Origin of the sequence: Shewanella gelidii (genome assembly GCF_014647855.1) — a bacterium.
Classification (GTDB): domain Bacteria; phylum Pseudomonadota; class Gammaproteobacteria; order Enterobacterales; family Shewanellaceae; genus Shewanella; species Shewanella gelidii.
Map to the genome: position 1 here is coordinate 164,580 of NZ_BMPZ01000003.1, position 22,781 is coordinate 187,360.

Sequence of the window (22,781 nt, forward strand, 5' to 3'; positions counted from 1 at the left end):
GATAACTCTTGTCTTAACAATTGAAAAATAAAAACGATAGTGTGGAATCCCAGTATCTGCTGATTTCACCGCAAAAGCGAGCCTTTAAATAGCATGAGAGCAGGTGTAAATAGTTACTAAAGCAACGATTTTTTGAATTTTATTCCATCACAACTCATTCATTGACGGCGCAGAATGTTGCAAGTTGGAGCGGGAAAAAACCGACCCGAAAAGATCAGTCCAAAGTATTACTTTTTATGTCTAATTGGGTACAATAGTTAAGCATGCTCACGGTATTAATACTCAGCAAACCCCAACATGCTGAGGCCCTGATGAAAAAATAACAATAATAAAGGATGTGCCATGTTAGATTCTAAACAATCACAGTATCCTCCACTTCCCCTCGTTCGCACTTGGGTATGGATGATGATTGAATCAGATAATCCAGACATCAGAGAAAAAGGAAAGAGTAACTTAATTGCAACGTTTGGCAGCCTAGCCAAAGCAAATGATTATGTAGCCAATCAGTTGGCAAGCAATAAGTAACTTGGGTTTAAAAAGCCTCCCGCTATAAAGCTGCCTCCCAGCAACGCAAAAACACAAAAAAAGACCCGCCAGAATGACGGGTATTATTTCAACTCTAACCCATCGAAATTTTTATTCAATGGCAAGCCAACCTATATCCTAATTGCACATTATCGCTGACGACGCGCAATGACACTTTGGTTCAACGTAGATAGGAGTTGTTCCGTATCCTGCCAACCAATACAGGCATCTGTAATACTCTGACCATACTTTAAGCTTTCACCTTCAACATAGTCTTGGCGACCTTCTTCAAGATGACTCTCAATCATAACCCCAAATATATCTTGGTTACCTAAAGCGACCTGAGCCCCTACATTCGCCCCAACATCCAGCTGCTTTTTAAACTGTTTAGAGCTATTGGCATGGCTTAAATCAATCATGACATTAACAGGCAGTTTCGCTTTTTGAAGTTGTTCTGTAATTTCTGCAACATGCTTAGCACTGTAGTTGGGCTCTTTGCCACCTCGTAGAATAATATGACAATCCTCATTCCCTTTGGTAGACACAATCGCTGAATGCCCATTTTTGGTCACGGATAAAAAATGGTGCGGCGCACTGGCTGCACCAATGGCATCAATTGCAACTTTAATCGTGCCATCGGTGCCGTTTTTAAAACCTACAGGACATGATAAGCCTGACGCTAATTCTCGATGTACTTGCGACTCGGTGGTACGAGCTCCAATCGCGCCCCAACACATCAAATCAGCAACATACTGAGGCGTAATCATATCGAGGAACTCACCAGCGGTCGGCATGCCTAAATCATTCAACTCAAGCAATAGTTTACGGGCCGTTCGCAAGCCATCGTTTAGACGAAAGCTATTATCCATATATGGATCGTTAATTAACCCTTTCCAACCAACCGTCGTTCTTGGCTTTTCAAAATAAACACGCATCACGATCTCAAGCTGATCTTTATATTGCTCTCTCAGCTTCACTAACTTTTTGCCATATTCAAGGGCAGCAATAGGATCATGAATTGAACACGGCCCGACTACGATTAGCAGTTTGTCGTTATCACGCTTAAGAATTTTATGAATACCATTGCGAGCTTTAAATACCGTTTCCGACGCGTTCTCTGTTGCTCGATAGCGCTCTAACACCGCTATTGGAGGCAATAACTCTTTTACTTCATTAATTCGAACATCATCATTTTGGTAATACATCCGCTTCTCTCTTTGGTATTTTTTGAATATCTCATCACAAGGTTAACCTTATCAATTTATCCAGTTTGTCTCATGATTGCAATTAACATCACGTGAAATAAAATATCTGTTACTAACTGCATAATTTTATTGAAATTAGTGTATTACCAAAATAAAAGTTGCGAATCATGTTCAAGTCGCAGGGCCTTATCTATTCTATAGATAAGACAGATTCAAACCATCCCTAAGCATTTTACAAGTTTTTTCCTCATCCAAAGCTAAGAGTAACTTAACCTCACCCGCTAAAGCTTACTGACCTTCGAAAGCTTCTCTTCATCATAGAGCTACGCGGGGCCCATCTTAAATCTAAACGGTACAACCCAATATAAACACGTTTTACACGTCTTTCCCGCCATGAACGGGTTTCTGTAATCATTAAATTTTGTCTTTCATTCTCATGGCCTATTGAGCGGAATGAGATTTGTTCGTAAACTTATTCTCATGCATCAATTAAAACATCTCAACATTAAGAGCATGCAGCCATGCCGAGTGACTCATTTGTTCACTCAATCATTGTTTTGGCTTGTGGTTTTTTTATGGAGTAATAGTTCTACTGCCGACTCATCTGCACTTGATGAGGGCATCAGCTTTGCTGCAAGTAACACCATTGCCCCTTATTTTTATCCGCAACAACCAGGGGGAATTCAGTATGAATTGTTGAATGCTGCTCTCACTCGCCAAAATATGTTTATAAAACGAGTTACGCTAGCCCCTAATCGCAGAGCACTGCGACTTGTGCTCTCAGAAGCGGAAGATTGTCTTGTCAATGCACCTGAAAATATCCCTCAATTACATTACACCCAAAGCCTGAACGAATATCAAAATAGCGTTTTCACACTCACAGACTCTCGATTACTGCTTAATGAAGTAGAAGACTTAGAAACCATTTCTTTACTCGCCTTTCAAAATGCATCTAAGTTTCTCGGTGCAAGGTTTTCTCAAATGGTCAAAAACAACCCCAACTATAATGAAATCGATAATCAACAGAGTCAGATCTTTATGTTATTTACAGGTCGGGTTCAGGCTATCGTGTTGGAAAGAAGGATCTTTGAATTTTACCGACAAATGCTAGCAACCAGAGTCGATACCAGCAAAAGCGTCACTGAATTTGCATTGTTTAAAAAGGCTCCTCGCAAAGTTGCCTGCAGGAATAAACGTATAGTTCAGCGCTTAGATGCAGCGATTGCAGATTTAAGAAATACCCCGCAATATCAGAAAATTCTCAGCCTTCACTAACAATTCTCTACGTCTTGCAACATTCATGAGTTTCAAACGAGCAGTATAGTTGATTATCTTGCCTCACCGCTGGAGCAAACTAATGAGCCTTCATTGCATGTAACTTGGCTTGATAGCGTTTTTTACTATTGAGATCGCCTGTCAATGCCAATGCTTTTTGCATATTTTTTTTCGCTCGCTTTTTATCACCAGTTGCCCAATACGTTCTAGAAAGACCGAAATAGAACTCATGCCGGTAATCTGCTTTTTCAACGGCACGCTTATACCAAAGTATGGCTTCACGATACTCTTTATCAAAATAAGCTTGCTGCGCAATATCAAAATAGTAGTAAGGGTTATTTATGCGGCTTAACTCCAGCACACGATGGACTTCAGCCCACTCTTCCAAACGATTTTGAGAGCCAAGTAAAACAGCATAATTAAATAATGTATTTAACTGCTTCGGCGCAATATTCAGCGCAAACTTGTAGGCACTCTCAGACGCCTCCAACAAACTCTTATGTCGGTATATTACTGCCAAATTATTAATCGCCGGAACAAAGTCCGGCTTTGCATTTAAACTCTGCTTGAGCAATGCGTAAGCTCGGTCATAATGCTTATGCACCAAGGACTCTGCAGCCATATTGTTGTAAAACATTGCGATCACGGTTTGACGATCAACTTCCCGTTTTGCATAGCCTCGCACCGCTCTTTCAGGCAAAAAATCAATGAGTATTTTTGTTTTCCGCAAGCTTACCGCTTGATGGCTTTCAACAGAGTTAAGCCGAAGATTGATATGACCATTCACAAAGTAAAATTGACCTTGTTTGTCCCAAACTGGTGGAACATCCACCTCTTGAAATTCAACATTGATATTGAGCGTTTCAGCCAGTGCCGCAGTTAGCAATACTAAAGAGAGACAATTCCCTTCACGATCGGCATACGTTTCGCTCGCTACCCTAGTAATATTGTCTCGATAAGCAAATCCACCTTGACTCGCATTAATATAGTTTGCGAGCCACTCGTTCTCTTCAAGGGCGCTTACGCTGTGGCGCTTTTGCATGGTGTATTTACGACGTACTTCATTTTTGACGGATGCGGGCAACTCGAATAGTTGTTCTGGCGTAGGTATACCTTCCACAGAAGAAAAATAAGCATCATGAAATAACTGGTTTACTTCATGAGCCGTCACATGATTCGATTTGTGACTCGCACAGCCAACGATCCAAACCAAACAACATAAGCCCAAGCTGAGCCGGAATAGGTTTCGCATACGCTTTCCTCCACACTGCGACTATTTAAGCTTAAGTCATGTTTTGCGCAGATGTCGAACCAAAACGTTACAAAATAATAACAAATCTATTGCTGCGCTCAATCAACCTGCAGCGAACGCAGTACGGACAAATACGAAATAGGCTCAGCAATTGGCACTATCCTACGGTGAATTTGGCTGGTTCTGGATTGGATCAGTTTGTATATAGAGCTGCTGGTTTTGATAAGAGTAAGGTCGATACAGTGCCGCACCACATTGATAGTGCCGATAAGGCGTGAGGCGAACGATACAGCCTACCGGTAAAGACTGTAGTATGTTTATTTGTTGCTGCATTCTTAACTGTTCTTGCCATTGATGATCTTTCAAAAGCTGGTCTCGAACCGCAAAAGCATCAAAAGACTCACTCGATTTTCGAACCACAATTTTTTCAGCAGCAAGAGCGGGTATTGCTGCTATCGCGACAACCAGCAATATCAGCACCATACAATTAAAGAGTATCGATTTCATCGTCGCCTCCCCATTCAATCCACATACAACGGTTACACCAGACAAACAACGTCAGCCCAATGAGTACACTTTACACTCAATCGAGTAAAAATCAGACATAAAAAAAGCAAAGAGCTAATGCTCTTTGCTTTCGAAATCGCCGTAAGTTTAAAAAGAATAGAGTAGCGTCATGTTTGTTTCAGTATCTGTGCTTTCTTTGTTATCCAGTGGCTCGTCATTGTAACGAACCACAACTGCAAACTTCATTGCTAAAGCACCAACAATATTTGCAGTTAGTGACGTTTCTGAGCGCGCGATGAGGTTATCACCATAATCAGCAATAAATTCTTGCTTAAACTTCGCACTTTCACCGATAGCTGCTTCGTAATTTAAAACACCATGCACGACCATGCTATCTTCTGTTTTATAACCTAATTCAGCCTGCTGCTCGTCATCAAGACGCTGGTACAAGTAACCGGGGCCAATTTCAGCTTTCAAAGTGCTTTTTTCGCTCAATACAAACTTATGACCATAACCCGCTGCAGCTGCCAATTTGTAGTCATAACCCGTAAATGGGTCAACCTCATAGCTTGCTCCAGCAAAAATATAACTTGATTCGTTCAGTTTATAGTCGCCCTGAAAACCAGCGAAATAGCGCTTCGCAGTCACTTCTTCCTGATCTTCTTTGTACAGGCCTTCAAATAGGTACTGATTTTCCCAATCACCAAGCTCATGGTTAATATTTAATCGTGCTTTCACAGAAGACGTATCCGTGTTACCAGTCGTCAGCGTCGCCCCCAGCTCTGCCTCACCAGCCCATGTGGCATCACCCTCTACAAAATTTGCCGCAGCATTTGCAGTAAAAGGCATTGTCATTGCAATCGCTGAAGCGAGTAGCATTTTTTTCATATCCATGACTCCATGTAGTCTTAAAAGCACCGCAGTTAGTGGACTTTCTGCTTGCTTAACATCTTGATTGGCTTAATTTTGCGCGCATAGTAGCACTTCGATTTATAAAATGAAATCGAAAATCATGACTCGAAAGATGGATAACCCACGTTAGATCCTGCTTAAATGCCAAAGCAAACTTGAAGTGAGAACGATAGCCACAAAAAAGCCGCGACATGCGCGGCTTTTCAATATCAAGTTTAATTTAGTTGACCTTAGGGTCTAACTCACCTGATTGATAAGCCTTATACATTGCCTGTAATGACAGAGGCTTAATTTTGGAGCCCATACCTGCACAACCAAACGCTTCATAACGCTCAGTACAGATGTTTGCCATGGCTTCCATTGATGCTTTTAAGAACTTACGAGGATCAAACTCTGCAGGGTTTTCGGCTAGGAATTTGCGAACTGCACCAGTCGAAGCCAAACGTAAATCAGTATCGATGTTCACTTTGCGAACACCATGTTTAATTCCTTCAACGATCTCCTCAAGAGGCACACCGTAAGTTTCAGGGATAGCACCACCGAACTGATTAATCACTTCTAACCACTCTTGTGGTACAGAAGATGAGCCATGCATAACAAGGTGGGTATTCGGAATACGTGCATGGATTTCTTTAATGCGGTCAATACGTAGCACATCACCTGTTGGCTTTTGGCTAAACTTATAAGCACCGTGGCTGGTACCAATCGCGATTGCCAAAGCGTCAACATGTGTATCACTGACAAAACGAGCAGCCTCTTCAGGCGTTGTTAGCATTTGATCCATGCTTAAGATACCTTCTGCGCCAACGCCATCTTCTTCACCAGCTTGGCCGGTTTCAAGGCTACCTAGACAACCAATTTCGCCTTCAACAGAAACACCACACGCATGTGCAAAAGCAACCGTTCTTCGCGTAACATCAACATTGTACTCATAAGATGCAGGTGTTTTACCATCAGCCATCAAAGAGCCATCCATCATCACAGAAGACATGCCTAACTGAATCGAACGCTGACAAATATCCGGGTCAGTACCATGATCTTGGTGAATACATACAGGAATATCTGGATACTGCTCAAGCGCCGCGGCCATTAGATACTTAAGAAACTGCGGACGTGCATACTTTCGTGCACCCGCTGATGCCTGAACAATAACAGGACTATCTGTTGCTTCCGCTGCTTGCATAATTGCGCGCATTTGCTCAAGGTTATTCACGTTGAATGCAGGAACGCCATATCCATGTTCCGCTGCATGATCAAGCATTTGACGTAGGGAAATAAGGGCCATTTTAAAACTCCATTATATGGGTGATCGACTCACCCAGATCGCTATCATTTAAGAATCTTTAGAGGCTTTTTACAACAAAGCCTTTTTATAATTATGGTCAAGAGAGCATTATCAAACGTTGAACGCAGGATAAAGCCCTCTTCAAATTAAACTTTACTTACCACGGCTCTCAAGCATTGCCACAGCAGGAAGCTCTTTTCCTTCCAAAAACTCAAGGAACGCGCCACCGCCTGTTGAAATGTACGATACTTTATCAGCAATATCATACTTATCAACCGCAGCTAAGGTATCGCCGCCACCAGCAATAGAGAATGCAGAGGAATCAGCAATTGCCTGAGCAATGCGCTTGGTACCGTCACCAAACTGATCGAACTCAAACACACCCACAGGGCCATTCCAGACGATAGTACCAGCTGACTCAAGCACTTTTGCTAACGCTTCAGCACTCTCTGGTCCAATATCAAAAATCATATCTTCGTCAGTTACCGCATCAACATTTTTCAATGTTGCTGCAGCAGTCGGGCTAAACTCCCCAGCGACAACCACATCGGTTGGCACAGGAATATCACCACCACGGCTCTGAGCGTTATCAATAAGGCGTTTCGCTTCATCGATTAAATCAGCTTCATACAGAGATTTACCGACTTGATGCCCGGCAGCCGCAATAAAGGTGTTCGCAATACCGCCGCCAACAACAAGCTGGTCAACAATACCGGACAAACTCTCAAGCACTGTGAGTTTGGTCGAGACTTTTGAACCACCAACAATTGCAACTAATGGACGCGCTGGATTATCCATCGCTTTTCCTAGTGCAGATAGTTCCCCAGCAAGTAGCGGGCCTGCACAAGCTATTGGTGCAAATTGACCGACACCGTGAGTCGATGCTTGTGCTCTGTGTGCGGTACCAAATGCATCCATGACATAAACATCACATAGTGCAGCAAGTTTCTTCGCAAGAGCTTGATCATTTTTCTTTTCGCCAACATTAAAGCGAACATTCTCAAAAACAACCACCTCACCGACATTGGCTTCAACACCATCAAGGTATTCGCTCGCCAAACGGACAGGACAGTCCAAAGCATTTGCAAGATAATCAACAACTGGCTGGAGCGAATAATCCGCATTAAACTCCCCTTCAGTTGGACGACCAAGGTGTGTCATCACCATGACCGCAGCACCTTTTTCTAAGGCGAGCTGAATCGTAGGTAAAGATGCTCTTAAACGTGCATCACTTGTGACCACACCGTCTCTGACAGGAACATTAAGATCTTCACGAATAAGCACTCGCTTACCTTGTAGATCTAAATCTGTCATATTGATAATTGCCATTTTTACATTTCCTTTCTTAATCAAAAAATAAAGCTGTTTTCAGGCCGCGAATCCATACGACCTGATTAAATCTATTAAGCCATCTTTGCTTTTATCATGGCTAAGCTGGTATCCATCATTCGATTTGCAAAGCCCCATTCGTTATCACACCACAGGAGTAGTTTGACTAAATGCCCACTACTCACTCGGGTTTGGGTACCATCGACAATCGATGATCTAGGATCATGGTTGAAATCACACGAAACAAGCGGCTCATCTGTATAGCCTAAGATACCGTTAAAACTACCGTTAGCAGCCTTTTCTAGTACGTCGTTAATCGCTTCAATATCGACTTTTTTACTCAACGTAACCGACAGGTCAATCGCCGTAACATTGATGGTTGGCACACGCACAGATATAGCCTCAAACTTATCTTTCATCACTGGCATGATGCGCTCAATTCCCCGCGCTAACTTGGTATCAACAGGAATAATTGACTGCCCAGCCGCACGTGTTCTTCTCAAATCATCGTGGTAGGCATCGATCACTTGCTGATCATTCATTGAAGAATGAATCGTTGTTATTGCACCACTGGTGACATCGAAATGACGATGCAGAACATCAATCACAGGCACAATACAATTGGTGGTGCATGAAGCATTTGAGACGATCGTGTCATCTGCACTAAGTAAATCATGGTTGACACCATAAACAATGGTCGCATCAACATCTGCAGAAGCGGGATGGCTAACTAACACTTGTTTAGCACCCGCTTTAAGGTGTGCTTCACAGCTCTGTCTATCTAACAACGCCCCCGTTGCCTCATAAACAATATCAATTCCCATTTTTGCCCATGGCAACTCGGTCGGTTCAGCTTGATGCAATAAACGAATCCGATCATCACCAATTTGCATGTAGCCATCAACCAGTTTGACTTGGTTTTGGAATCGACCATGGGTGGTATCATATTGTGTTAAATGAACAATAGCTTCAGGTTTTGCGAGCTCATTAATCGCAACAATTTGTATTTGTTGCCTTTTACCAAGTTCGTATAAGGCCCTGAGGATAGAGCGGCCAATACGCCCGTAACCATTAATAGCAACTTTAATCATTCTAGCTATTCAACCTCATTCGAACGAATTCTTAACACAGCAACGGCTTACCCAAAGGCAAGCCGCTATTCTGTTATTTAAGTAAAGGGGCTCTGGCCCCCTTACTTGCCACGTGTTGCTTTGGCAAGCACGTGTATTCACTTTACCCGTCGTTTAAAGCGCGTTCGCGGCTTCAACGACTTTATCAACAGTAAAGCCGAACATTTCAAACAGTTGGTTAGCAGGTGCAGACTCACCAAAGGTTGTCATACCAATGATTTTGCCGTTCAAGCCAACATACTTATACCAGTAATCAGCGATACCCGCCTCAATTGCCACACGTTTTGTGATCTCACTAGGAAGTACTGACTCTTTATAAGCAATATCCTGCTTATCAAAGGCGTCTGTTGAAGGCATTGACACAACACGCACTTGCTTACCTTGAGCAGTTAACAGCTCATGAGCTTTCGTTGCAAGCTCTACTTCTGAACCCGTCGCAATTAAGATAATCTCAGGTGTATTTGCACTATCAAGTAGCACATAACCACCTTTCACGACATTTTCTAGTTGCGCATCAGTGCGAGGCTGTTGAGACAGGTTTTGGCGTGAGAAAATTAAAGACGTGGGGCCGTCATTACGCTCAATTGCGTACTTCCAAGCCACTGCAGATTCTACTTGGTCACATGGGCGCCACGTGCTCATATTCGGTGTTACACGAAGTGAAGCCATTTGCTCAACAGGCTGGTGCGTCGGTCCATCTTCACCCAAACCAATAGAGTCGTGGGTATAAACAAAGATTGAACGTTGCTTCATCAATGCAGCCATACGCAACGCATTACGAGCGTATTCCATGAACATCAAGAAGGTCGCACCATAAGGTACAAACCCACCATGCAGTGCAATACCGTTCATGATGGCAGACATACCAAATTCACGCACACCATAATGCAAGTAATTACCAGAAGCATCTTCAGCAGTAATCGCTTGCGACCCAGAATACATGGTTAAGTTTGACGGCGCTAAATCAGCACTGCCTCCCATAAATTCAGGCAAAAGCTTACCGAAAGCTTCCAAAGCATTTTGAGATGCTTTACGAGAAGCAATATTCGCTGGAGTTGCTTGCAACGATTTAATATAAGCATCTGCATCTGCGCTGAAGTTAGCTGGTAGCTCACCTTGAAGTCGGCGCTTTAACTCAGCTGCAAGTTCTGGATATGCAGCAGCATAGGCAGCCATTTTGTCATTCCAGTTTGCTTCAGCTTTTTCACCCGCTGGTTTGGCATCCCACTTTGCGTACACATCAGCAGGGATTTCAAATGGCGCATGCTCCCAACCAAGGAATTCTCTTGTTGCTGCAATTTCAGCATCACCAAGAGGCGCACCGTGGCAGTCATGACTACCGGATTTATTAGGCGAACCATAACCGATGACTGTTTTACAACAGATCAAGCTTGGACGAGGATCTGCTTTAGACGCTTCAATCGCTGCGTTGATTGCATCACTATCGTGACCATCAACCCCTGCAACCACGTGCCATCCGTACGACTCAAAACGTTTCACAGTATCGTCGGTAAACCAGCCTTCAACATGGCCATCAATTGAGATACCGTTGTCATCCCAAAATGCAATAAGCTTGCCTAGCCCTAAGGTTCCAGCTAGAGAGCACGCTTCATGGGAAATACCTTCCATCAAACAACCATCACCTAAGAAAGTATAGGTGTGGTGATCGACAACTTCATGTCCATCGCGGTTAAACTGAGCCGCAAGCGACCGCTCAGCAATCGCCATACCAACGGCATTAGTAATCCCTTGACCAAGCGGGCCTGTCGTTGTTTCGATACCCGGCGCGTAACCATATTCTGGGTGACCTGGAGTTTTAGAGTGTAGCTGACGGAACTGCTTTAAATCTTCAATAGATAATTCGTAACCAGCAAGATGCAGCAAAGAGTAATGCAACATAGAGCCATGGCCATTCGATAGAATGAAACGGTCACGGTCTGCCCAGTCTGGGTTGGCAGGATTGTGTTGCAAATGATCGCGCCATAATACTTCTGCTATATCAGCCATACCCATTGGTGCACCTGGATGACCAGATTTGGCTTTCTGAACAGCATCCATACTTAATACACGGATTGCGTTTGCGAGTTCTTTACGGGAAGACATGCTCTCTCCTGCTTTACTTGAGATCTTAGGGGGCAAAAATGATGGCGTATTTTCCCCCACATACTGAATTGAAGCAAACGAAAATTAACCGAACAACCACAATAAAACTCAGTATTTGAACTTTTATACAATGCCTCGACGAGATTTCTATCTTTTTGGAGACGACGTCCTTGATTCAAGAAAAACTCATCTTTTGTAAAGGGGCCCTCTTAACCAGCTCAAATCAAAGGCAATATCACCTACAGAGCACCAGTAAAACCGAGGTAAATCACAATTATTGGAGAATAATTTTGCATCAGGGGTGATTAGAGACGCTTTTTCAACTATTATAGACGTCTAGATGTAGATGCTTCTACACGTATATATTCTTTCAAACGAGATTTCCCCTATTATGGCAAAGCACTTGTTCACCTCTGAGTCGGTCTCAGAAGGTCATCCAGATAAGATTGCCGATCAGATTTCTGATGCGGTATTAGATGCGATCTTGCTGCAAGATCCAAAGGCACGCGTTGCCTGTGAAACTTACGTCAAAACAGGCATGGTAATGGTCGGTGGTGAAGTCACGACATCAGCTTGGGTTGATATTGAAGAAATTACTCGTAAAACCGTACGAGAGATTGGTTATACCCATTCAGACATGGGTTTTGACGCTGACTCTTGTGCAGTACTCAATGCCATCGGCAAGCAGTCTCCAGACATCAATCAAGGTGTTGATCGTGCAGATCCAAAAGATCAAGGTGCTGGTGACCAAGGGTTAATGTTTGGCTATGCAAGCAATGAAACCGATGTGTTGATGCCTGCTCCCATTACTTACTCCCATGCGTTAGTCAAACGTCAATCACAAGTTCGTAAAGATGGCACATTGCCATGGTTACGACCTGACGCCAAAAGCCAAGTGACTTTTGCATATGATAACGGCAAGATTGCGGGCATCGATGCAGTCGTCTTGTCGACACAACACTGCGATAGCATTAGCCAAAACGATCTCGTTGAAGCGGTCATGGAAACCATTATTAAACCGGTCTTACCCGGACAATGGTTAAACAAAGACACCAAGTTCTTCATTAACCCAACAGGCCGCTTTGTCATCGGTGGTCCAATGGGCGACTGTGGTTTAACAGGTCGTAAAATCATTGTCGATACGTACGGTGGTATGGCTCGTCACGGTGGCGGTGCTTTCTCAGGTAAAGACCCGTCAAAAGTTGACCGTAGTGCCGCATATGCGGCACGTTACGTAGCGAAGAATATCGTTGCTGCGGGTCTAGCTGAGCGCTGTGAAATTCAAGTGTCATACGCTATTGGTGTTGCTGAACCGACATCGATTAACGTAGAAACATTTGGCACCAGTAAGCTGTCAGAAGACAAGTTGATCGCACTCGTTCGTCAACACTTCGATTTACGCCCTTACGGCCTTACCGAAATGTTGAACCTTGCTCGCCCAATCTACCAAGCCACTGCTGCATATGGCCACTTTGGTCGCAATGAGTTCCCTTGGGAGCAGACAGACAAGGCAGATGCACTGCGTGCTGATTCCGGCCTGTAATATTTACCAGCTTATTGCTTCGTTCTGAAGTAATAAAAAAACCGCCAGTAGGCGGTTTTTTTATGCCCTATAATGGACGTAATAAGCGATGGGTTCGGCAGCCGCTCTTTTGCATTCAGAGACTTATAATCGCACAATCAACGATTGCAGCAATTAAGGGGTTTGCATAATTGTGACAACCCCTAAACCAACTACGCCCCAATAAATTGCGCCTAAAATAATCCAAATCCAGTTAAACCCTGTAAATTTGTCATTACGCTCAAATTCCAATGGCTGCAGAGCTTCATTGATGACCGCCTGCGCCTGATATAAAGGGACTGCAGAGCAAAACGTAAATACGACTGAAACCAATGCCAACAGCAAATTGTTGGACAGGGATGCAACAATTTTATCGACGTTACCTGCAACGCCACCACCCACAACGAGCGCGACATATACAGTTGCTAAATTACTCCCCTTCCACTCACAATCTCGACCTATTTCTTTGATATATTCGCGAACATATCGAAACAAAGAATGGGTAAAGAAAACGGAGAAAAACGCTCGAGCAACCGGCCAACAACTAAGTTGGTAATACTCTTTGAGCGCTTGCCACTGTTTGAAAAACCAATAGAGAGAGTAAAAGCCCAACGTCATCACAAACATGACCAAAAACTTTTTTTGCGACACATGAAAAAACGGAATTTTGTCTGCTTCTGTTTCTTCAACGCTAGTATCAACAGCGTCTTCTACTTGCTCTTGCTCAGCGGCTTTGGCTTCAGAAGGTTCAAGGTTATCTTTCACTATGGGTTCCTTTTATTAGGAGCTAAATCATCAAAATAAAAAACAAAGGTACTAAAATACCAGCAACAACATAGAGCGATTTACGGCGCCAAGGACTATGTCTTCCTTTCACCATAAAAAGCGCTGAAATCGCTAAAAACAACAATAAGCTTGCATATAAATCTGAAAAATACACCCAAGCATTACGCCCTTCATTTAAATGCAAAAAGTTAAAAGCTTTTAAAACGACTCGCGGCGAAACATGCTCATAAACCAACTGCCGCGCATCCGTCATTAAAGTGATGGTACTGCCATCATTGAGAAATGCTTTGAATTGCCACTCATTTTCCCAATAAGTTGCTTTTAATGGACTGACCGACTTCGTTGTCTGCAACATCAATTGCGATAACTGATGATCAAAATCAGTCACTGCAGGGTGACTCAATAAGCGCACTATCTCTCCATCGACTTTCAACGGATAGATATGTTTGTCGATTTTATAATTTGAATTCCAATCATGGATATGATTTAGAGCAATTCCAGAAATTGCAAAAACAATGGTCATGCCAATACAAAAATAACCAATGTCTCGATGCAAACCACGATTAATTCTAAACCAGTTGATTCGATTACGCTTTGTCACTGCTAATCCGCGATGCTGACACCCGTAGGCACTAACTGATAGATACGCATCGACTCCGTTACTTTACTAACATCAAATTGCTCTTGACGACGCTTAGCCAGTTTCTCAAGATACTTTTGGGTTTGCTCCAATGATAGCTCGATCTCAGCCAGTGTTCCCGTCGCATAAGCTTTGCTGCCTTTCGCACTGACAGGAAACACCATGTCACCATCTTTGACTTTAATTCTAAGCTTCTCAAATTTGGCATCCGATGCCAGTTCCATCCAGCAGCCGCGCTTTTCACAAACCCCAACAATCGTTCCAGCAACGGTGACCTGTTGACCCACATATTGCTGTGGACTAGCTAATACAGTAGAAATTGCCATTAATTGGTCGGTATTCACAGGGGTTCCGAAATCCTTTGCCACAAGCGGTTGGCAAAGCAATGAAGTACTCAACACCGCAGCAAGTGCCATCATTTTTGATTTATTCATGGGTTTTCTCCTATAGCACGCTGCGCTTTATACGCAGAGCATCGTATTAACAGTGATCAAAGTGAGCATACTGCATAAACAATAGGTGTAGTTGTTCAATCGGTAAAAGTGGGATCTCAATAACTTCGATTTGTTGTAAATCTGCCGCTTGGTTTAAATTCATCAATTCAAAATGCGAGCTATAGCAATTTACCGCCCCACAATGGATCCACAAACTTTGAGCTTCATGCTTCCAGCAAAAACCATATATCTCCTGTGCTTGATCATTTTTTGGCAAATATAATGCCTTGAACCCAAAGCTTTCGCCATATTGCGGCTGAATCACTGATGCCAACAGTTTCACATTGTCAGCAGCAGATATTCGTTGATGACCGAAAGCTTGCTTCAAGTTCGTACAGAGAGCCTCAAATTTAGTTTCCATATTCACGAACTCCCACCTTCACCATGAACATATCAATGCGGCTCACAATACATTTACTCGCTTTGACAGCAGAAAGTAATCTCTATCATCATATGTAAAAAAATCGAGAACCTGCATGTTCGCACCTGAGGTATGCGCGAGATAAGAGTGCTGATTGTCTTCGGCAATAAAAGTCACCAGATATTCATATTGCAATGCAGCACACCGTGACACTTCACGAACAAGTTCGCGAAAGATCCCTTGACCACGGTGCTTAGGGTGAACCCATATGGGACCATATTGACAAGAGTTTCTCTCTGACACTTGGGCATCGATTCGCGGTAAACGCTTTACCATTGCACGATAAATGGGCCAGTGCTTAAAAAATTCCCAGCCCCCCGCGAGAACATAACCAATAATTTGCTGATTTTTCTCAGCAACAACAACCCAATATTTTGAAACGAGTACTTTGAACTCTTCCTCGTCAAAATGGTGCCCCTGCAAGGCATCTTGTTCATTGCCAACTTCATCATTGATATGCTGTTGTTCAAGAACTACAAGCTGCTTAATATCTTCAACTTGGGCCAGTCTAACTCTCATATACGCTCTCACTGATAAGCAATAGTTAAGTATATCCTGAATCGTGCTGGGCTTAGGTGCGCTGGAGCTCGATTTTAGCAACACTTATCCTATGGCAAAGCCATCGGTTGCCAGACCACACCATACAACACAGGATTGAGAAGCAAGCGATGACATGCAAAATGACGATTTGCGATTGATATCACTGAATTGTAACAGGTAAATTTACAAGCAATGTTTGCAAATTAAGACGCTTCACGCCAAACTTAACCATTATCTAACCGGTTGGATGATAAAATAATGCTCCCTGAAACGGTCGATCCTAAAGTCAGTTTGCTTGAAAACGAACATCCGCAAATAAACCTTGTTCGCTGGATGCATCAGTGCGAACTCATTAAACGATACTACCAAGCACAAGTGGTGTTCGTGGTTCAGCAAGTCAGCGACGGCTTTGAAGTCATTGTCAGCTCTATCAACAACACGCGTAAATTCGACTCAGGAGTGCTTTTCCCGCCTGAAACTAAATTATTCAATCGTCTCATTGCGAGCCCACCGGAAGGCATTAGTGTAGAACTGGGTAAAACAACAACGGATCAGATCCCCGACGATTTCCACGGCACGAGCAACTTGTTATCAAGACCATTATTTTGGCCTGATGGCAGCATATTCGGGTGCCTATGTGTCTTAAACGCCAGCACGTCTGATGACCAACCCATCAGTCCGTTCATGCTTGAGCCGTTTCAAATCCTATTACAGCAAGAATTAACACTCCTGTGTCAAAGCCATCGAATTGAGTCACTTTCGATGCGAGATCGTAATACTGGTATGCTCAACCACTATGGTTTCATCATGATGGCGCCAAGACAGTTGAACTTAGGCCGACGTTTCGGTGCACATGCGGGCATTTTGTTTTTCGAACTCACCAATCAGCAACAGCCCAAAGATGTACTCGAAAGCCAGCACCGAATGCTAGGAAGCATAATTCAAGATACGATTCGCACTGCGGATATTGCAGCGCACTTTAATGAGACTCAATTTGTTGTGTTGGTTTTTATCGATTCTGAAGTCGACTTACAACACATTCTCAAACGCGTCGACAAACAAGTGTCTCGACAAAATGAGCGCATCACCATTGATTCTAGCTATAGCTTCTTTAGCCCAGACTCAAGTGCTAAACTCGCGCCAATGATTGAGCAAGCCAGAACAAAGTTAAAGTCCTACGAACAGGGTTCGGCCTCATCTAATGAAGTGAATCAGCCTCAACATGCAGTACCAGCTCAAGCGATTGACTCAGTCAGCCCTATAGAACCACCGATCACGCCGGAAAAGCTAGAGTAACGACGGCTCGATCTTAAGGCTTTGAAGAAATTGAAAAAGGAGTCGACAGGAACAATTTCACGGCTCCTTTTTGTTGTAAATAATGCGACCACTATTTGATGTAATGCAGATTACCCGTTGTCTTATTTATCTAAGTTTGAGTCTTGAGATTGCGCCCACTGAATAAACAACACCACAGGAAAAGGTGACATTGCGACGAGGCCAAGTCCAATGAAAGAAGCAATCCATAGCATTCCGGATACCTGTAAACTCAACTCAGTAAAAAAATATAACACTAAACCCACCAACAGCATGAATAAGCCGACCCAGTGAGCATACTTCAACCAAGTTAAGCTATTATTTTGGTTAATTGTCACGATTTTGCCTTTCCTTTTTTGATAAACACTTTACCCTAAGTACAACGAATGATTCATAGGGAAGTTTTATGCTAAAACCAGCAATAACTTGTTGTGCGTTCTTATTGATGCTTGCTGGCTGCCAATCAACGCCAAAGCCTCAACATAACCAACAGCTTGATATACTTGGCACTTGGCATATAGAGGTCATTCAGTCTCAGCCTACGATAGACTACTCTCCAGCACAACTGACATTTGCAACCAACAATAAGCTCAGTGGCAACAACAGTTGCAATACTTTTGTTGGCTCATATGCACTTAAAAACCAGCATCTTACTATCGAAACCACGGGCCACACAGAACGCGCCTGTGTTGACGCATTAATGCAGCAAGAGCAAAATATGTTGCAGATTTTGCCAGAAATAAGCCAAGCGGAGATGTTGAAAGGGAAACTAATTTTGCGCAACGACGATGGAAAATCCCTGTTAACTTTAAGCCGAATTTGAGCCAAATGACGCTAGAGTGCAACTGAGATTCCAGGCACTCTTGATACGCTATCAGGTGATTTTAGGCTTCAAAGTTTGTTCGCGAGCCATCTTGGTTAAATCGAATCGGGTACAGGGATGCAGGGGGCTGATCGCGCTCAATCAAATAGCTCCAGTAGTCTTCATCAAAGCCACTAAGCCACTGGTTCTTTTTCCCTTGGGATTTTAGGATTAGCCACCACCAGACAGCTCCCCAAAGACCAAAAGTCATTAGCGTTAAAAAAAAGTGCAGAGTATGATTGACTCCTTGTCTCTGCTTAGACTCCTGTTTCACACTCTGTGCACTCGCTTCACTGTTGTCGATGTTCGCCGACATAAGCAACCTCAAATTGAAAAGGAGAAACACACATAGACTAAAGTCTAGCAGAGTTATACTTTAGTCTAATAAGAATTTGTCTATTTTTGCAGCACAGGCTTCAGATTTAGCAAAAGGTGATATAGACCTCACAATTACCAACAACGAGTGAATGATGAAAATAAGAAAAGCAACCGCGGCCGATGCTAAGGCCCTTGTGGATTTCAACCAAGCCATGGCCCAAGAAACCGAAAACAAACAGCTCGACCAAGCTGTATTAAGCCAAGGGGTGCAACGACTGCTGCAAAATGATGAAAGAGGCTTCTACATGGTGGCAGAGCAAGATGGAGAGCTCCTTGGTTCCTTAATGGTCACCTATGAGTGGAGTGACTGGCAAGCAAAAGATTATTACTGGATCCAAAGCGTATACATACGGCCGCAAAACCGCCGTCAGGGCATATATAAACGCCTCTACCAAGCAGTGCAGCAAATCGCAGCCGAAGCTGGCGGTGCTGCTAGCTTCCGCTTATATGTCGAGCGTGATAACCAAACCGCCCAGACCACCTATGAAGCACTAGGGATGGCACCTTGCCAGTACCTGATGTACGAACAAAAGTAACGGGCAATGACAACCATGAGCAATAAAATTGTTATCCGTGTTGGCTCCAACAATCCAGTAAAAGTAGCCGCTGCCAAGCAAGCCATCGCCTGTTTTTATCCAGGTACAGAAGTTGATTGTCAGGGCATGCATGCCCCCTCTGGGGTCGCCGAGCAACCCATGACCACGGCCGAAACCAAACTTGGCGCCATCAACCGTGCCAAATACTGCCAACAGACCAGCCAGGCGGACTTTTATGTAGCAATGGAAGGCGGCGTCGATCATTTTGACCATGGTTACGCCACCTTTGCCTATGTTGCGATTCTCAAAGGCGAGCAATTGAGCGTCGGCCGCAGCGCTGAACTGCCATTGCCAGCTCAGGTTTATCAGGCGCTTGAGGCTGGGGAAGAACTTGGCAATGTGATGGACAAGCTATTTAATACTGAAAATATCAAACAAAAAGGCGGCGCAATTGGCCTGCTAACCCATCACCAAGCTACGAGAGAATCAAGCTATACCCAGGCACTTATCTTAGCAATGGCGCCTTTGCTAAATCCTGAGCTGTATATCACAGCAGACGTAGAAGGAAACTAATCTGTGTCTAGCAAAAATGTATTCTCTACCAGCAAGACTAAGAACTCCGGCCTGCTCGCCAATAATATTGCTATCCGGCCCATAACCGAAGCAGACAATCCGGTATTGGCGCAGATTATTCGCGCAGTATCAGCCGAATATGGTCTCACGCCAGATCGGGGTTTTAGCGTCGCCGATCCCACCCTAGATGCCCTATATCAGGTCTATCAGGCACCCAAGTCTAAATACTGGCTAGTTGAGCAAGATGGCATGGTTCAAGGCGGTGTTGGCATTGCGCCTTTGCCTGGTTACCCAGATGTGTGCGAGCTACAAAAGATGTATTTCTTACCGCAATTACGTGGTCAGGGAGTCGCCTGGCATATGAGCCAGCTTTGTTTTACAGAGGCAAGACAATACGGTTTTAAGCAAATCTATTTGGAAACCACAGCTTGCCTGAAAGAGGCGCTTGCACTTTATCAGGCGCTAGGCTTTGCAACCCTTGAACGTCACCTTGGTGATACCGGTCATGATGCCTGTGAAATCCCCATGTTGAAGCAGCTCTAGCTAAGATACGATTCGCTATGCATTTGTTTTAAAAGTTGCTAACTTGGGAGCACTACAACCCCAATTCTCTCCACTTTCCAACTTGGCATTTTTGGTTGTAGCCTGTTGATTCACAAGGAGTGCATATGAAATATCACCGTCTCGGACATTCTAGCTTAGAAGTGAGTCAGCTTTGTTTGGGCTCCATGACCTGGGGAGCGCAAAACTCACAAAGCGAAGCATTTGACCAACTCGATTTAGCCATCAGCCAAGGCATCAACTTTATCGACACCGCAGAAATGTATCCGGTACCGCCGCAGGCGGATACCCAGGGAGATACAGAAACTATACTGGGTCAGTATTTACAGCAAAGGGGCAATCGAGACCAACTGATTATCGCCAGCAAAGTCGCCGCCCCAGGCTTAAAAGGCGACACCATACGCCCAGACATGAGCCTTAATTGGCGCAATATTCATCAAGCGGTTGATGATTCCTTAAGCCGCCTGCAAATCGATACCATAGATCTGTACCAAGTGCACTGGCCAGATCGCCATACGAACTTTTTTGGTCAATTGGGTTATGAACATCAAGAACAAGCGCCCATGACCCCAATTCTCGATACGTTAGAGGCATTGGCTGAGCTGGTACAAAGCGGCAAGGTGCGTTACTTGGGTATTTCTAACGAAACCCCTTGGGGCTTTATGAAGTACATTCAGCTAGCTGAAAAACATGGTTTACCTAGAATTGTCAGCGTGCAAAATCCGTATAACTTGCTGAATCGCAGTTTCGAAGTCGGCATGGCAGAAATCAGCCATCGCGAACAAGTACCGCTTCTCGCCTATTCCCCCTTGGCATTTGGTACATTAACTGGCAAATATTTGGACGACCAATGGCCAGAAAAAGCCCGCCTAACCCTGTATAAGCGCTTTCAACGCTATACCAGCAGCGAGCAAGCACTTGGCGCCACGAAGGCCTATGTCGAATTAGCGAGAGAGTTTGAGTTATCACCAGCCCAATTGGCATTGGCCTGGGTCAACTCAAGGCCATTTGTCGCCGCCAATATTATTGGCGCAACCCAGCTTGAGCAGCTACAACACAATATTGATAGTTTACAGCTTTGTCTCAGTGATGAAGTGTTGGCGCGAATTCAATTGATTGGCGAGGAATACCGTATCCCCTGCCCATAATTTGATGGGGAGACTGTGGCGTTGGCGACTGATTTAAAAGCTAGCGCCTTGATTAGCATATCGCTCTAAGAATTACGAAGTCAAACTAGATAAAATCTTTTAAATTAATTCCAATTCAGACTTTACTGTCTTGTAGGTAGATATTTGGCAGCCTGTAAGAGCCTGCAATAGCTTTATGTTTATTTATACGACTTAAGTTCAAGCTCTGAGTAACATCAAAACCTAAAATTTTTGTTAATGTTCTTGCTAATATTCCTTGGTGGGCAACTTGAAGTTTTTTACTCTCTACACTTCCACTATACTGGTGTTCATCATGATATAATTTAACTAGTAGCATATTTGCAATTGCGGCACTATATTGATGATAATATTCCATTAACTCTTTGTCGTAGTCCATTTCCCCAACATAATCATATGGCCCTCTCAATCTCATATCTTCTCCTTCATCTAGTTCAGATTTACACCATTCTTTTTTCATATATAAATTTTTGAAATCTCCCAGTTTATAATCTGTTTTATCAATACTATCTGCTACATATGCCAACAATTTAACTTTTCCTTGAGTTGAACTTCTAGTATATAATTTTCCAAATTTCTCTGAGATATTATCTCCTGATTCTTCAGCAATTAAAGCAAGATCTGCGTCAGGATTTAAATCCCCTGGAACATATAATGTATTAACCAATCTATTATAATGGGCTTCTCCAAACTTAGCAGCATCAAAAATAGAAGCAATTGCATTTCTTTGAATCCCATTAGGAACATTAATAAAGAATTCATCTCCATCATTTTCTTTTTTAGTACTAAACGCCCAATTTACTGCGGAATTGCAATAAGTAATTGGCGTGTTTACTGCTATTATGTCAGTCCTAGGTTGATTATAAAACGGGTTTAATCCAAGGTTTCTTTTTACTAACTCAATTGCAAACTGCATTGTTGGTTCAAAACATCTCTCAAGCACACTATTTTGTAAATATTTCTCAAACGCAGCTTGAGTTAATTCTCTTCCAGGTTCACTTTTCCCATCAATTTGATTACATACATCTTTAAAAAATCTGCGGCATAAATCACTATCAGCTTTGATAAACCCGACGGGGAATAGGAACTCTTCAGGCCTTGCGCCTGCAATTAGGCCTGTTGAATTCAGCCCCCAAAGGCCAACACCGACTGCGCCAACAATGCCTTTTGACAGCCCCCTTCTAACACTATCTAGTTGGTTGTTCGCAGCCTGTTCCATATGCCTTTGTTCCTTATCGAGCAACTTTCTGATGTTTGAACACATATTAACCACTTCAGCGAACAAGGTAAAAACTATCCCAGCTTGGTATCTAAAATCGTGAGCAAAATCGCTGAATAAAATTCAACAACTTAATAAGGCTACTTCAAAGTTACCAGTGCGCTGGTGACTTAGCGCTTGTGGTTTAGCGCTGGTGACTTAATAGGC

The 22,781-nt window shown here is 43.4% G+C and carries 25 protein-coding genes; 9 read left to right on the forward strand and 16 right to left on the reverse strand.

Features of this window, described 5'->3' with window-relative positions; all coding sequences use genetic code 11:
• Window positions 1-342 precede the first annotated feature (342 nt).
• Window positions 343-525: a hypothetical protein gene (locus tag IEY18_RS07650; RefSeq protein ID WP_188919463.1), complete on the forward strand. Its 183-nt coding sequence runs from the start codon at window positions 343-345 to the stop codon at window positions 523-525.
• Between the two features lie 149 nt (window positions 526-674).
• Here the strand turns inward: IEY18_RS07650 and aroG are convergent, their stop codons facing one another.
• Window positions 675-1,730 (reverse strand): 3-deoxy-7-phosphoheptulonate synthase AroG, encoded by a 1,056-nt coding sequence (gene aroG, locus IEY18_RS07655; protein WP_188919465.1) that lies wholly within the window; start codon window positions 1,728-1,730, stop codon window positions 675-677.
• A gap of 453 nt (window positions 1,731-2,183) precedes the next feature.
• Between aroG and IEY18_RS07660 the strand changes: the two genes are divergently transcribed.
• On the forward strand, window positions 2,184-3,005 hold the full coding sequence (locus IEY18_RS07660; RefSeq protein WP_188919467.1) for a transporter substrate-binding domain-containing protein: 822 nt from the start codon (window positions 2,184-2,186) through the stop codon (window positions 3,003-3,005).
• A gap of 79 nt (window positions 3,006-3,084) precedes the next feature.
• On the opposite strand, the gene IEY18_RS07665 is transcribed toward IEY18_RS07660, so the two are convergent.
• The 7 genes from IEY18_RS07665 to tkt form a co-directional block, all read right to left on the reverse strand.
• Window positions 3,085-4,257, reverse strand: a complete 1,173-nt coding sequence (locus IEY18_RS07665; protein ID WP_188919469.1) for a tetratricopeptide repeat protein — start codon at window positions 4,255-4,257, stop codon at window positions 3,085-3,087.
• A gap of 162 nt (window positions 4,258-4,419) precedes the next feature.
• Window positions 4,420-4,764: a hypothetical protein gene (locus IEY18_RS07670; RefSeq protein WP_188919470.1), complete on the reverse strand. Its 345-nt coding sequence runs from the start codon at window positions 4,762-4,764 to the stop codon at window positions 4,420-4,422.
• Window positions 4,765-4,911: 147 nt separating this feature from the next.
• Window positions 4,912-5,652 (reverse strand): DUF481 domain-containing protein, encoded by a 741-nt coding sequence (locus IEY18_RS07675; protein ID WP_188919472.1) that lies wholly within the window; start codon window positions 5,650-5,652, stop codon window positions 4,912-4,914.
• Between the two features lie 244 nt (window positions 5,653-5,896).
• Window positions 5,897-6,961, reverse strand: a complete 1,065-nt coding sequence (gene fba, locus IEY18_RS07680) for a class II fructose-bisphosphate aldolase (RefSeq protein ID WP_188919474.1) — start codon at window positions 6,959-6,961, stop codon at window positions 5,897-5,899.
• Between the two features lie 153 nt (window positions 6,962-7,114).
• Complete coding sequence (locus tag IEY18_RS07685) at window positions 7,115-8,290, reverse strand: phosphoglycerate kinase (protein ID WP_188919476.1); 1,176 nt, start codon at window positions 8,288-8,290, stop codon at window positions 7,115-7,117.
• Window positions 8,291-8,364: 74 nt separating this feature from the next.
• Entirely contained in the window at window positions 8,365-9,381 is a 1,017-nt protein-coding gene (gene epd / locus IEY18_RS07690) for an erythrose-4-phosphate dehydrogenase (RefSeq protein ID WP_188919478.1), read from the reverse strand.
• Between the two features lie 153 nt (window positions 9,382-9,534).
• Window positions 9,535-11,523: a transketolase gene (gene tkt / locus IEY18_RS07695; RefSeq protein WP_188919480.1), complete on the reverse strand. Its 1,989-nt coding sequence runs from the start codon at window positions 11,521-11,523 to the stop codon at window positions 9,535-9,537.
• A gap of 391 nt (window positions 11,524-11,914) precedes the next feature.
• Here tkt and metK point away from each other — a divergent pair, with 391 nt between their 5' ends.
• Complete coding sequence (gene metK, locus IEY18_RS07700; RefSeq protein ID WP_188919482.1) at window positions 11,915-13,066, forward strand: methionine adenosyltransferase; 1,152 nt, start codon at window positions 11,915-11,917, stop codon at window positions 13,064-13,066.
• Window positions 13,067-13,219: 153 nt separating this feature from the next.
• On the opposite strand, the gene IEY18_RS07705 is transcribed toward metK, so the two are convergent.
• The 5 genes from IEY18_RS07705 to IEY18_RS07725 are packed head-to-tail and all read right to left on the reverse strand — an operon-like array spanning window position 13,220 to window position 15,944.
• Window positions 13,220-13,849, reverse strand: coding sequence for a hypothetical protein (locus IEY18_RS07705; RefSeq protein WP_188919484.1), 630 nt, complete (start codon window positions 13,847-13,849; stop codon window positions 13,220-13,222).
• Between the two features lie 22 nt (window positions 13,850-13,871).
• Window positions 13,872-14,471 (reverse strand): PepSY-associated TM helix domain-containing protein, encoded by a 600-nt coding sequence (locus IEY18_RS07710; RefSeq protein WP_188919486.1) that lies wholly within the window; start codon window positions 14,469-14,471, stop codon window positions 13,872-13,874.
• Between the two features lie 2 nt (window positions 14,472-14,473).
• The gene (locus tag IEY18_RS07715) at window positions 14,474-14,944 is read right to left on the reverse strand and encodes a DUF4920 domain-containing protein (RefSeq protein WP_229779783.1); all 471 of its coding nucleotides are present in this window, start codon (window positions 14,942-14,944) and stop codon (window positions 14,474-14,476) included.
• A 46-nt stretch (window positions 14,945-14,990) separates the two neighbouring features.
• Window positions 14,991-15,365, reverse strand: a complete 375-nt coding sequence (locus IEY18_RS07720) for a hypothetical protein (RefSeq protein ID WP_188919488.1) — start codon at window positions 15,363-15,365, stop codon at window positions 14,991-14,993.
• A 42-nt stretch (window positions 15,366-15,407) separates the two neighbouring features.
• On the reverse strand, window positions 15,408-15,944 hold the full coding sequence (locus IEY18_RS07725) for a GNAT family N-acetyltransferase (RefSeq protein ID WP_188919490.1): 537 nt from the start codon (window positions 15,942-15,944) through the stop codon (window positions 15,408-15,410).
• Window positions 15,945-16,223: 279 nt separating this feature from the next.
• Here IEY18_RS07725 and IEY18_RS07730 point away from each other — a divergent pair, with 279 nt between their 5' ends.
• Window positions 16,224-17,261: a GGDEF domain-containing protein gene (locus IEY18_RS07730; RefSeq protein WP_229779784.1), complete on the forward strand. Its 1,038-nt coding sequence runs from the start codon at window positions 16,224-16,226 to the stop codon at window positions 17,259-17,261.
• Window positions 17,262-17,383: 122 nt separating this feature from the next.
• Here IEY18_RS07730 and IEY18_RS07735 read toward each other — a convergent pair whose 3' ends face one another.
• A complete protein-coding gene (locus tag IEY18_RS07735) occupies window positions 17,384-17,617 on the reverse strand; it encodes a hypothetical protein (protein ID WP_188919492.1) in 234 nt (77 codons plus the stop codon).
• A gap of 68 nt (window positions 17,618-17,685) precedes the next feature.
• Between IEY18_RS07735 and IEY18_RS07740 the strand changes: the two genes are divergently transcribed.
• The gene (locus IEY18_RS07740; protein WP_188919493.1) at window positions 17,686-18,102 is read left to right on the forward strand and encodes an META domain-containing protein; all 417 of its coding nucleotides are present in this window, start codon (window positions 17,686-17,688) and stop codon (window positions 18,100-18,102) included.
• A gap of 61 nt (window positions 18,103-18,163) precedes the next feature.
• Here the strand turns inward: IEY18_RS07740 and IEY18_RS07745 are convergent, their stop codons facing one another.
• On the reverse strand, window positions 18,164-18,457 hold the full coding sequence (locus IEY18_RS07745) for a hypothetical protein (RefSeq protein WP_188919495.1): 294 nt from the start codon (window positions 18,455-18,457) through the stop codon (window positions 18,164-18,166).
• Window positions 18,458-18,611: 154 nt separating this feature from the next.
• On the opposite strand from IEY18_RS07745, the gene IEY18_RS07750 reads away from it, so the two are divergent.
• The 4 genes from IEY18_RS07750 (at window position 18,612) to IEY18_RS07765 (ending at window position 21,337) form a co-directional block, all read left to right on the forward strand.
• Window positions 18,612-19,055, forward strand: coding sequence for a GNAT family N-acetyltransferase (locus tag IEY18_RS07750; protein ID WP_188920019.1), 444 nt, complete (start codon window positions 18,612-18,614; stop codon window positions 19,053-19,055).
• A 15-nt stretch (window positions 19,056-19,070) separates the two neighbouring features.
• Complete coding sequence (gene yjjX / locus IEY18_RS07755) at window positions 19,071-19,628, forward strand: inosine/xanthosine triphosphatase (RefSeq protein WP_188919497.1); 558 nt, start codon at window positions 19,071-19,073, stop codon at window positions 19,626-19,628.
• Between the two features lie 3 nt (window positions 19,629-19,631).
• Entirely contained in the window at window positions 19,632-20,171 is a 540-nt protein-coding gene (locus IEY18_RS07760; protein WP_229779785.1) for a GNAT family N-acetyltransferase, read from the forward strand.
• 125 nt (window positions 20,172-20,296) lie between these two features.
• On the forward strand, window positions 20,297-21,337 hold the full coding sequence (locus IEY18_RS07765; protein ID WP_188919498.1) for an NADP(H)-dependent aldo-keto reductase: 1,041 nt from the start codon (window positions 20,297-20,299) through the stop codon (window positions 21,335-21,337).
• 115 nt (window positions 21,338-21,452) lie between these two features.
• On the opposite strand, the gene IEY18_RS07770 is transcribed toward IEY18_RS07765, so the two are convergent.
• Window positions 21,453-22,574, reverse strand: a complete 1,122-nt coding sequence (locus IEY18_RS07770; protein WP_188919500.1) for a hypothetical protein — start codon at window positions 22,572-22,574, stop codon at window positions 21,453-21,455.
• Window positions 22,575-22,781: the final 207 nt, after the last annotated feature.

Excerpts from the sequence above, each read along its gene's own strand:
- IEY18_RS07715 (WP_229779783.1), bottom strand. The coding sequence starts at position 14,944 with ATGAATAAATCAAAAATGATGGCACTTGCTGCGGTGTTGAGTACTTCA.
- IEY18_RS07745 (WP_188919495.1), bottom strand. The coding sequence starts at position 18,457 with ATGTCGGCGAACATCGACAACAGTGAAGCGAGTGCACAGAGTGTGAAA.
- IEY18_RS07725 (WP_188919490.1), bottom strand. The coding sequence starts at position 15,944 with ATGAGAGTTAGACTGGCCCAAGTTGAAGATATTAAGCAGCTTGTAGTT.
- IEY18_RS07730 (WP_229779784.1), top strand. The coding sequence starts at position 16,224 with ATGCTCCCTGAAACGGTCGATCCTAAAGTCAGTTTGCTTGAAAACGAA.
- IEY18_RS07750 (WP_188920019.1), top strand. The coding sequence starts at position 18,612 with ATGAAAATAAGAAAAGCAACCGCGGCCGATGCTAAGGCCCTTGTGGAT.
- fba (WP_188919474.1), bottom strand. The coding sequence starts at position 6,961 with ATGGCCCTTATTTCCCTACGTCAAATGCTTGATCATGCAGCGGAACAT.
- IEY18_RS07660 (WP_188919467.1), top strand. The coding sequence starts at position 2,184 with ATGAGATTTGTTCGTAAACTTATTCTCATGCATCAATTAAAACATCTC.
- IEY18_RS07770 (WP_188919500.1), bottom strand. The coding sequence starts at position 22,574 with ATGGAACAGGCTGCGAACAACCAACTAGATAGTGTTAGAAGGGGGCTG.
- epd (WP_188919478.1), bottom strand. The coding sequence starts at position 9,381 with ATGATTAAAGTTGCTATTAATGGTTACGGGCGTATTGGCCGCTCTATC.
- tkt (WP_188919480.1), bottom strand. The coding sequence starts at position 11,523 with ATGTCTTCCCGTAAAGAACTCGCAAACGCAATCCGTGTATTAAGTATG.
- IEY18_RS07665 (WP_188919469.1), bottom strand. The coding sequence starts at position 4,257 with ATGCGAAACCTATTCCGGCTCAGCTTGGGCTTATGTTGTTTGGTTTGG.
- IEY18_RS07765 (WP_188919498.1), top strand. The coding sequence starts at position 20,297 with ATGAAATATCACCGTCTCGGACATTCTAGCTTAGAAGTGAGTCAGCTT.
- IEY18_RS07650 (WP_188919463.1), top strand. The coding sequence starts at position 343 with ATGTTAGATTCTAAACAATCACAGTATCCTCCACTTCCCCTCGTTCGC.
- yjjX (WP_188919497.1), top strand. The coding sequence starts at position 19,071 with ATGAGCAATAAAATTGTTATCCGTGTTGGCTCCAACAATCCAGTAAAA.
- IEY18_RS07685 (WP_188919476.1), bottom strand. The coding sequence starts at position 8,290 with ATGGCAATTATCAATATGACAGATTTAGATCTACAAGGTAAGCGAGTG.
- IEY18_RS07675 (WP_188919472.1), bottom strand. The coding sequence starts at position 5,652 with ATGAAAAAAATGCTACTCGCTTCAGCGATTGCAATGACAATGCCTTTT.
- metK (WP_188919482.1), top strand. The coding sequence starts at position 11,915 with ATGGCAAAGCACTTGTTCACCTCTGAGTCGGTCTCAGAAGGTCATCCA.
- IEY18_RS07740 (WP_188919493.1), top strand. The coding sequence starts at position 17,686 with ATGCTAAAACCAGCAATAACTTGTTGTGCGTTCTTATTGATGCTTGCT.
- aroG (WP_188919465.1), bottom strand. The coding sequence starts at position 1,730 with ATGTATTACCAAAATGATGATGTTCGAATTAATGAAGTAAAAGAGTTA.
- IEY18_RS07720 (WP_188919488.1), bottom strand. The coding sequence starts at position 15,365 with ATGGAAACTAAATTTGAGGCTCTCTGTACGAACTTGAAGCAAGCTTTC.
- IEY18_RS07670 (WP_188919470.1), bottom strand. The coding sequence starts at position 4,764 with ATGAAATCGATACTCTTTAATTGTATGGTGCTGATATTGCTGGTTGTC.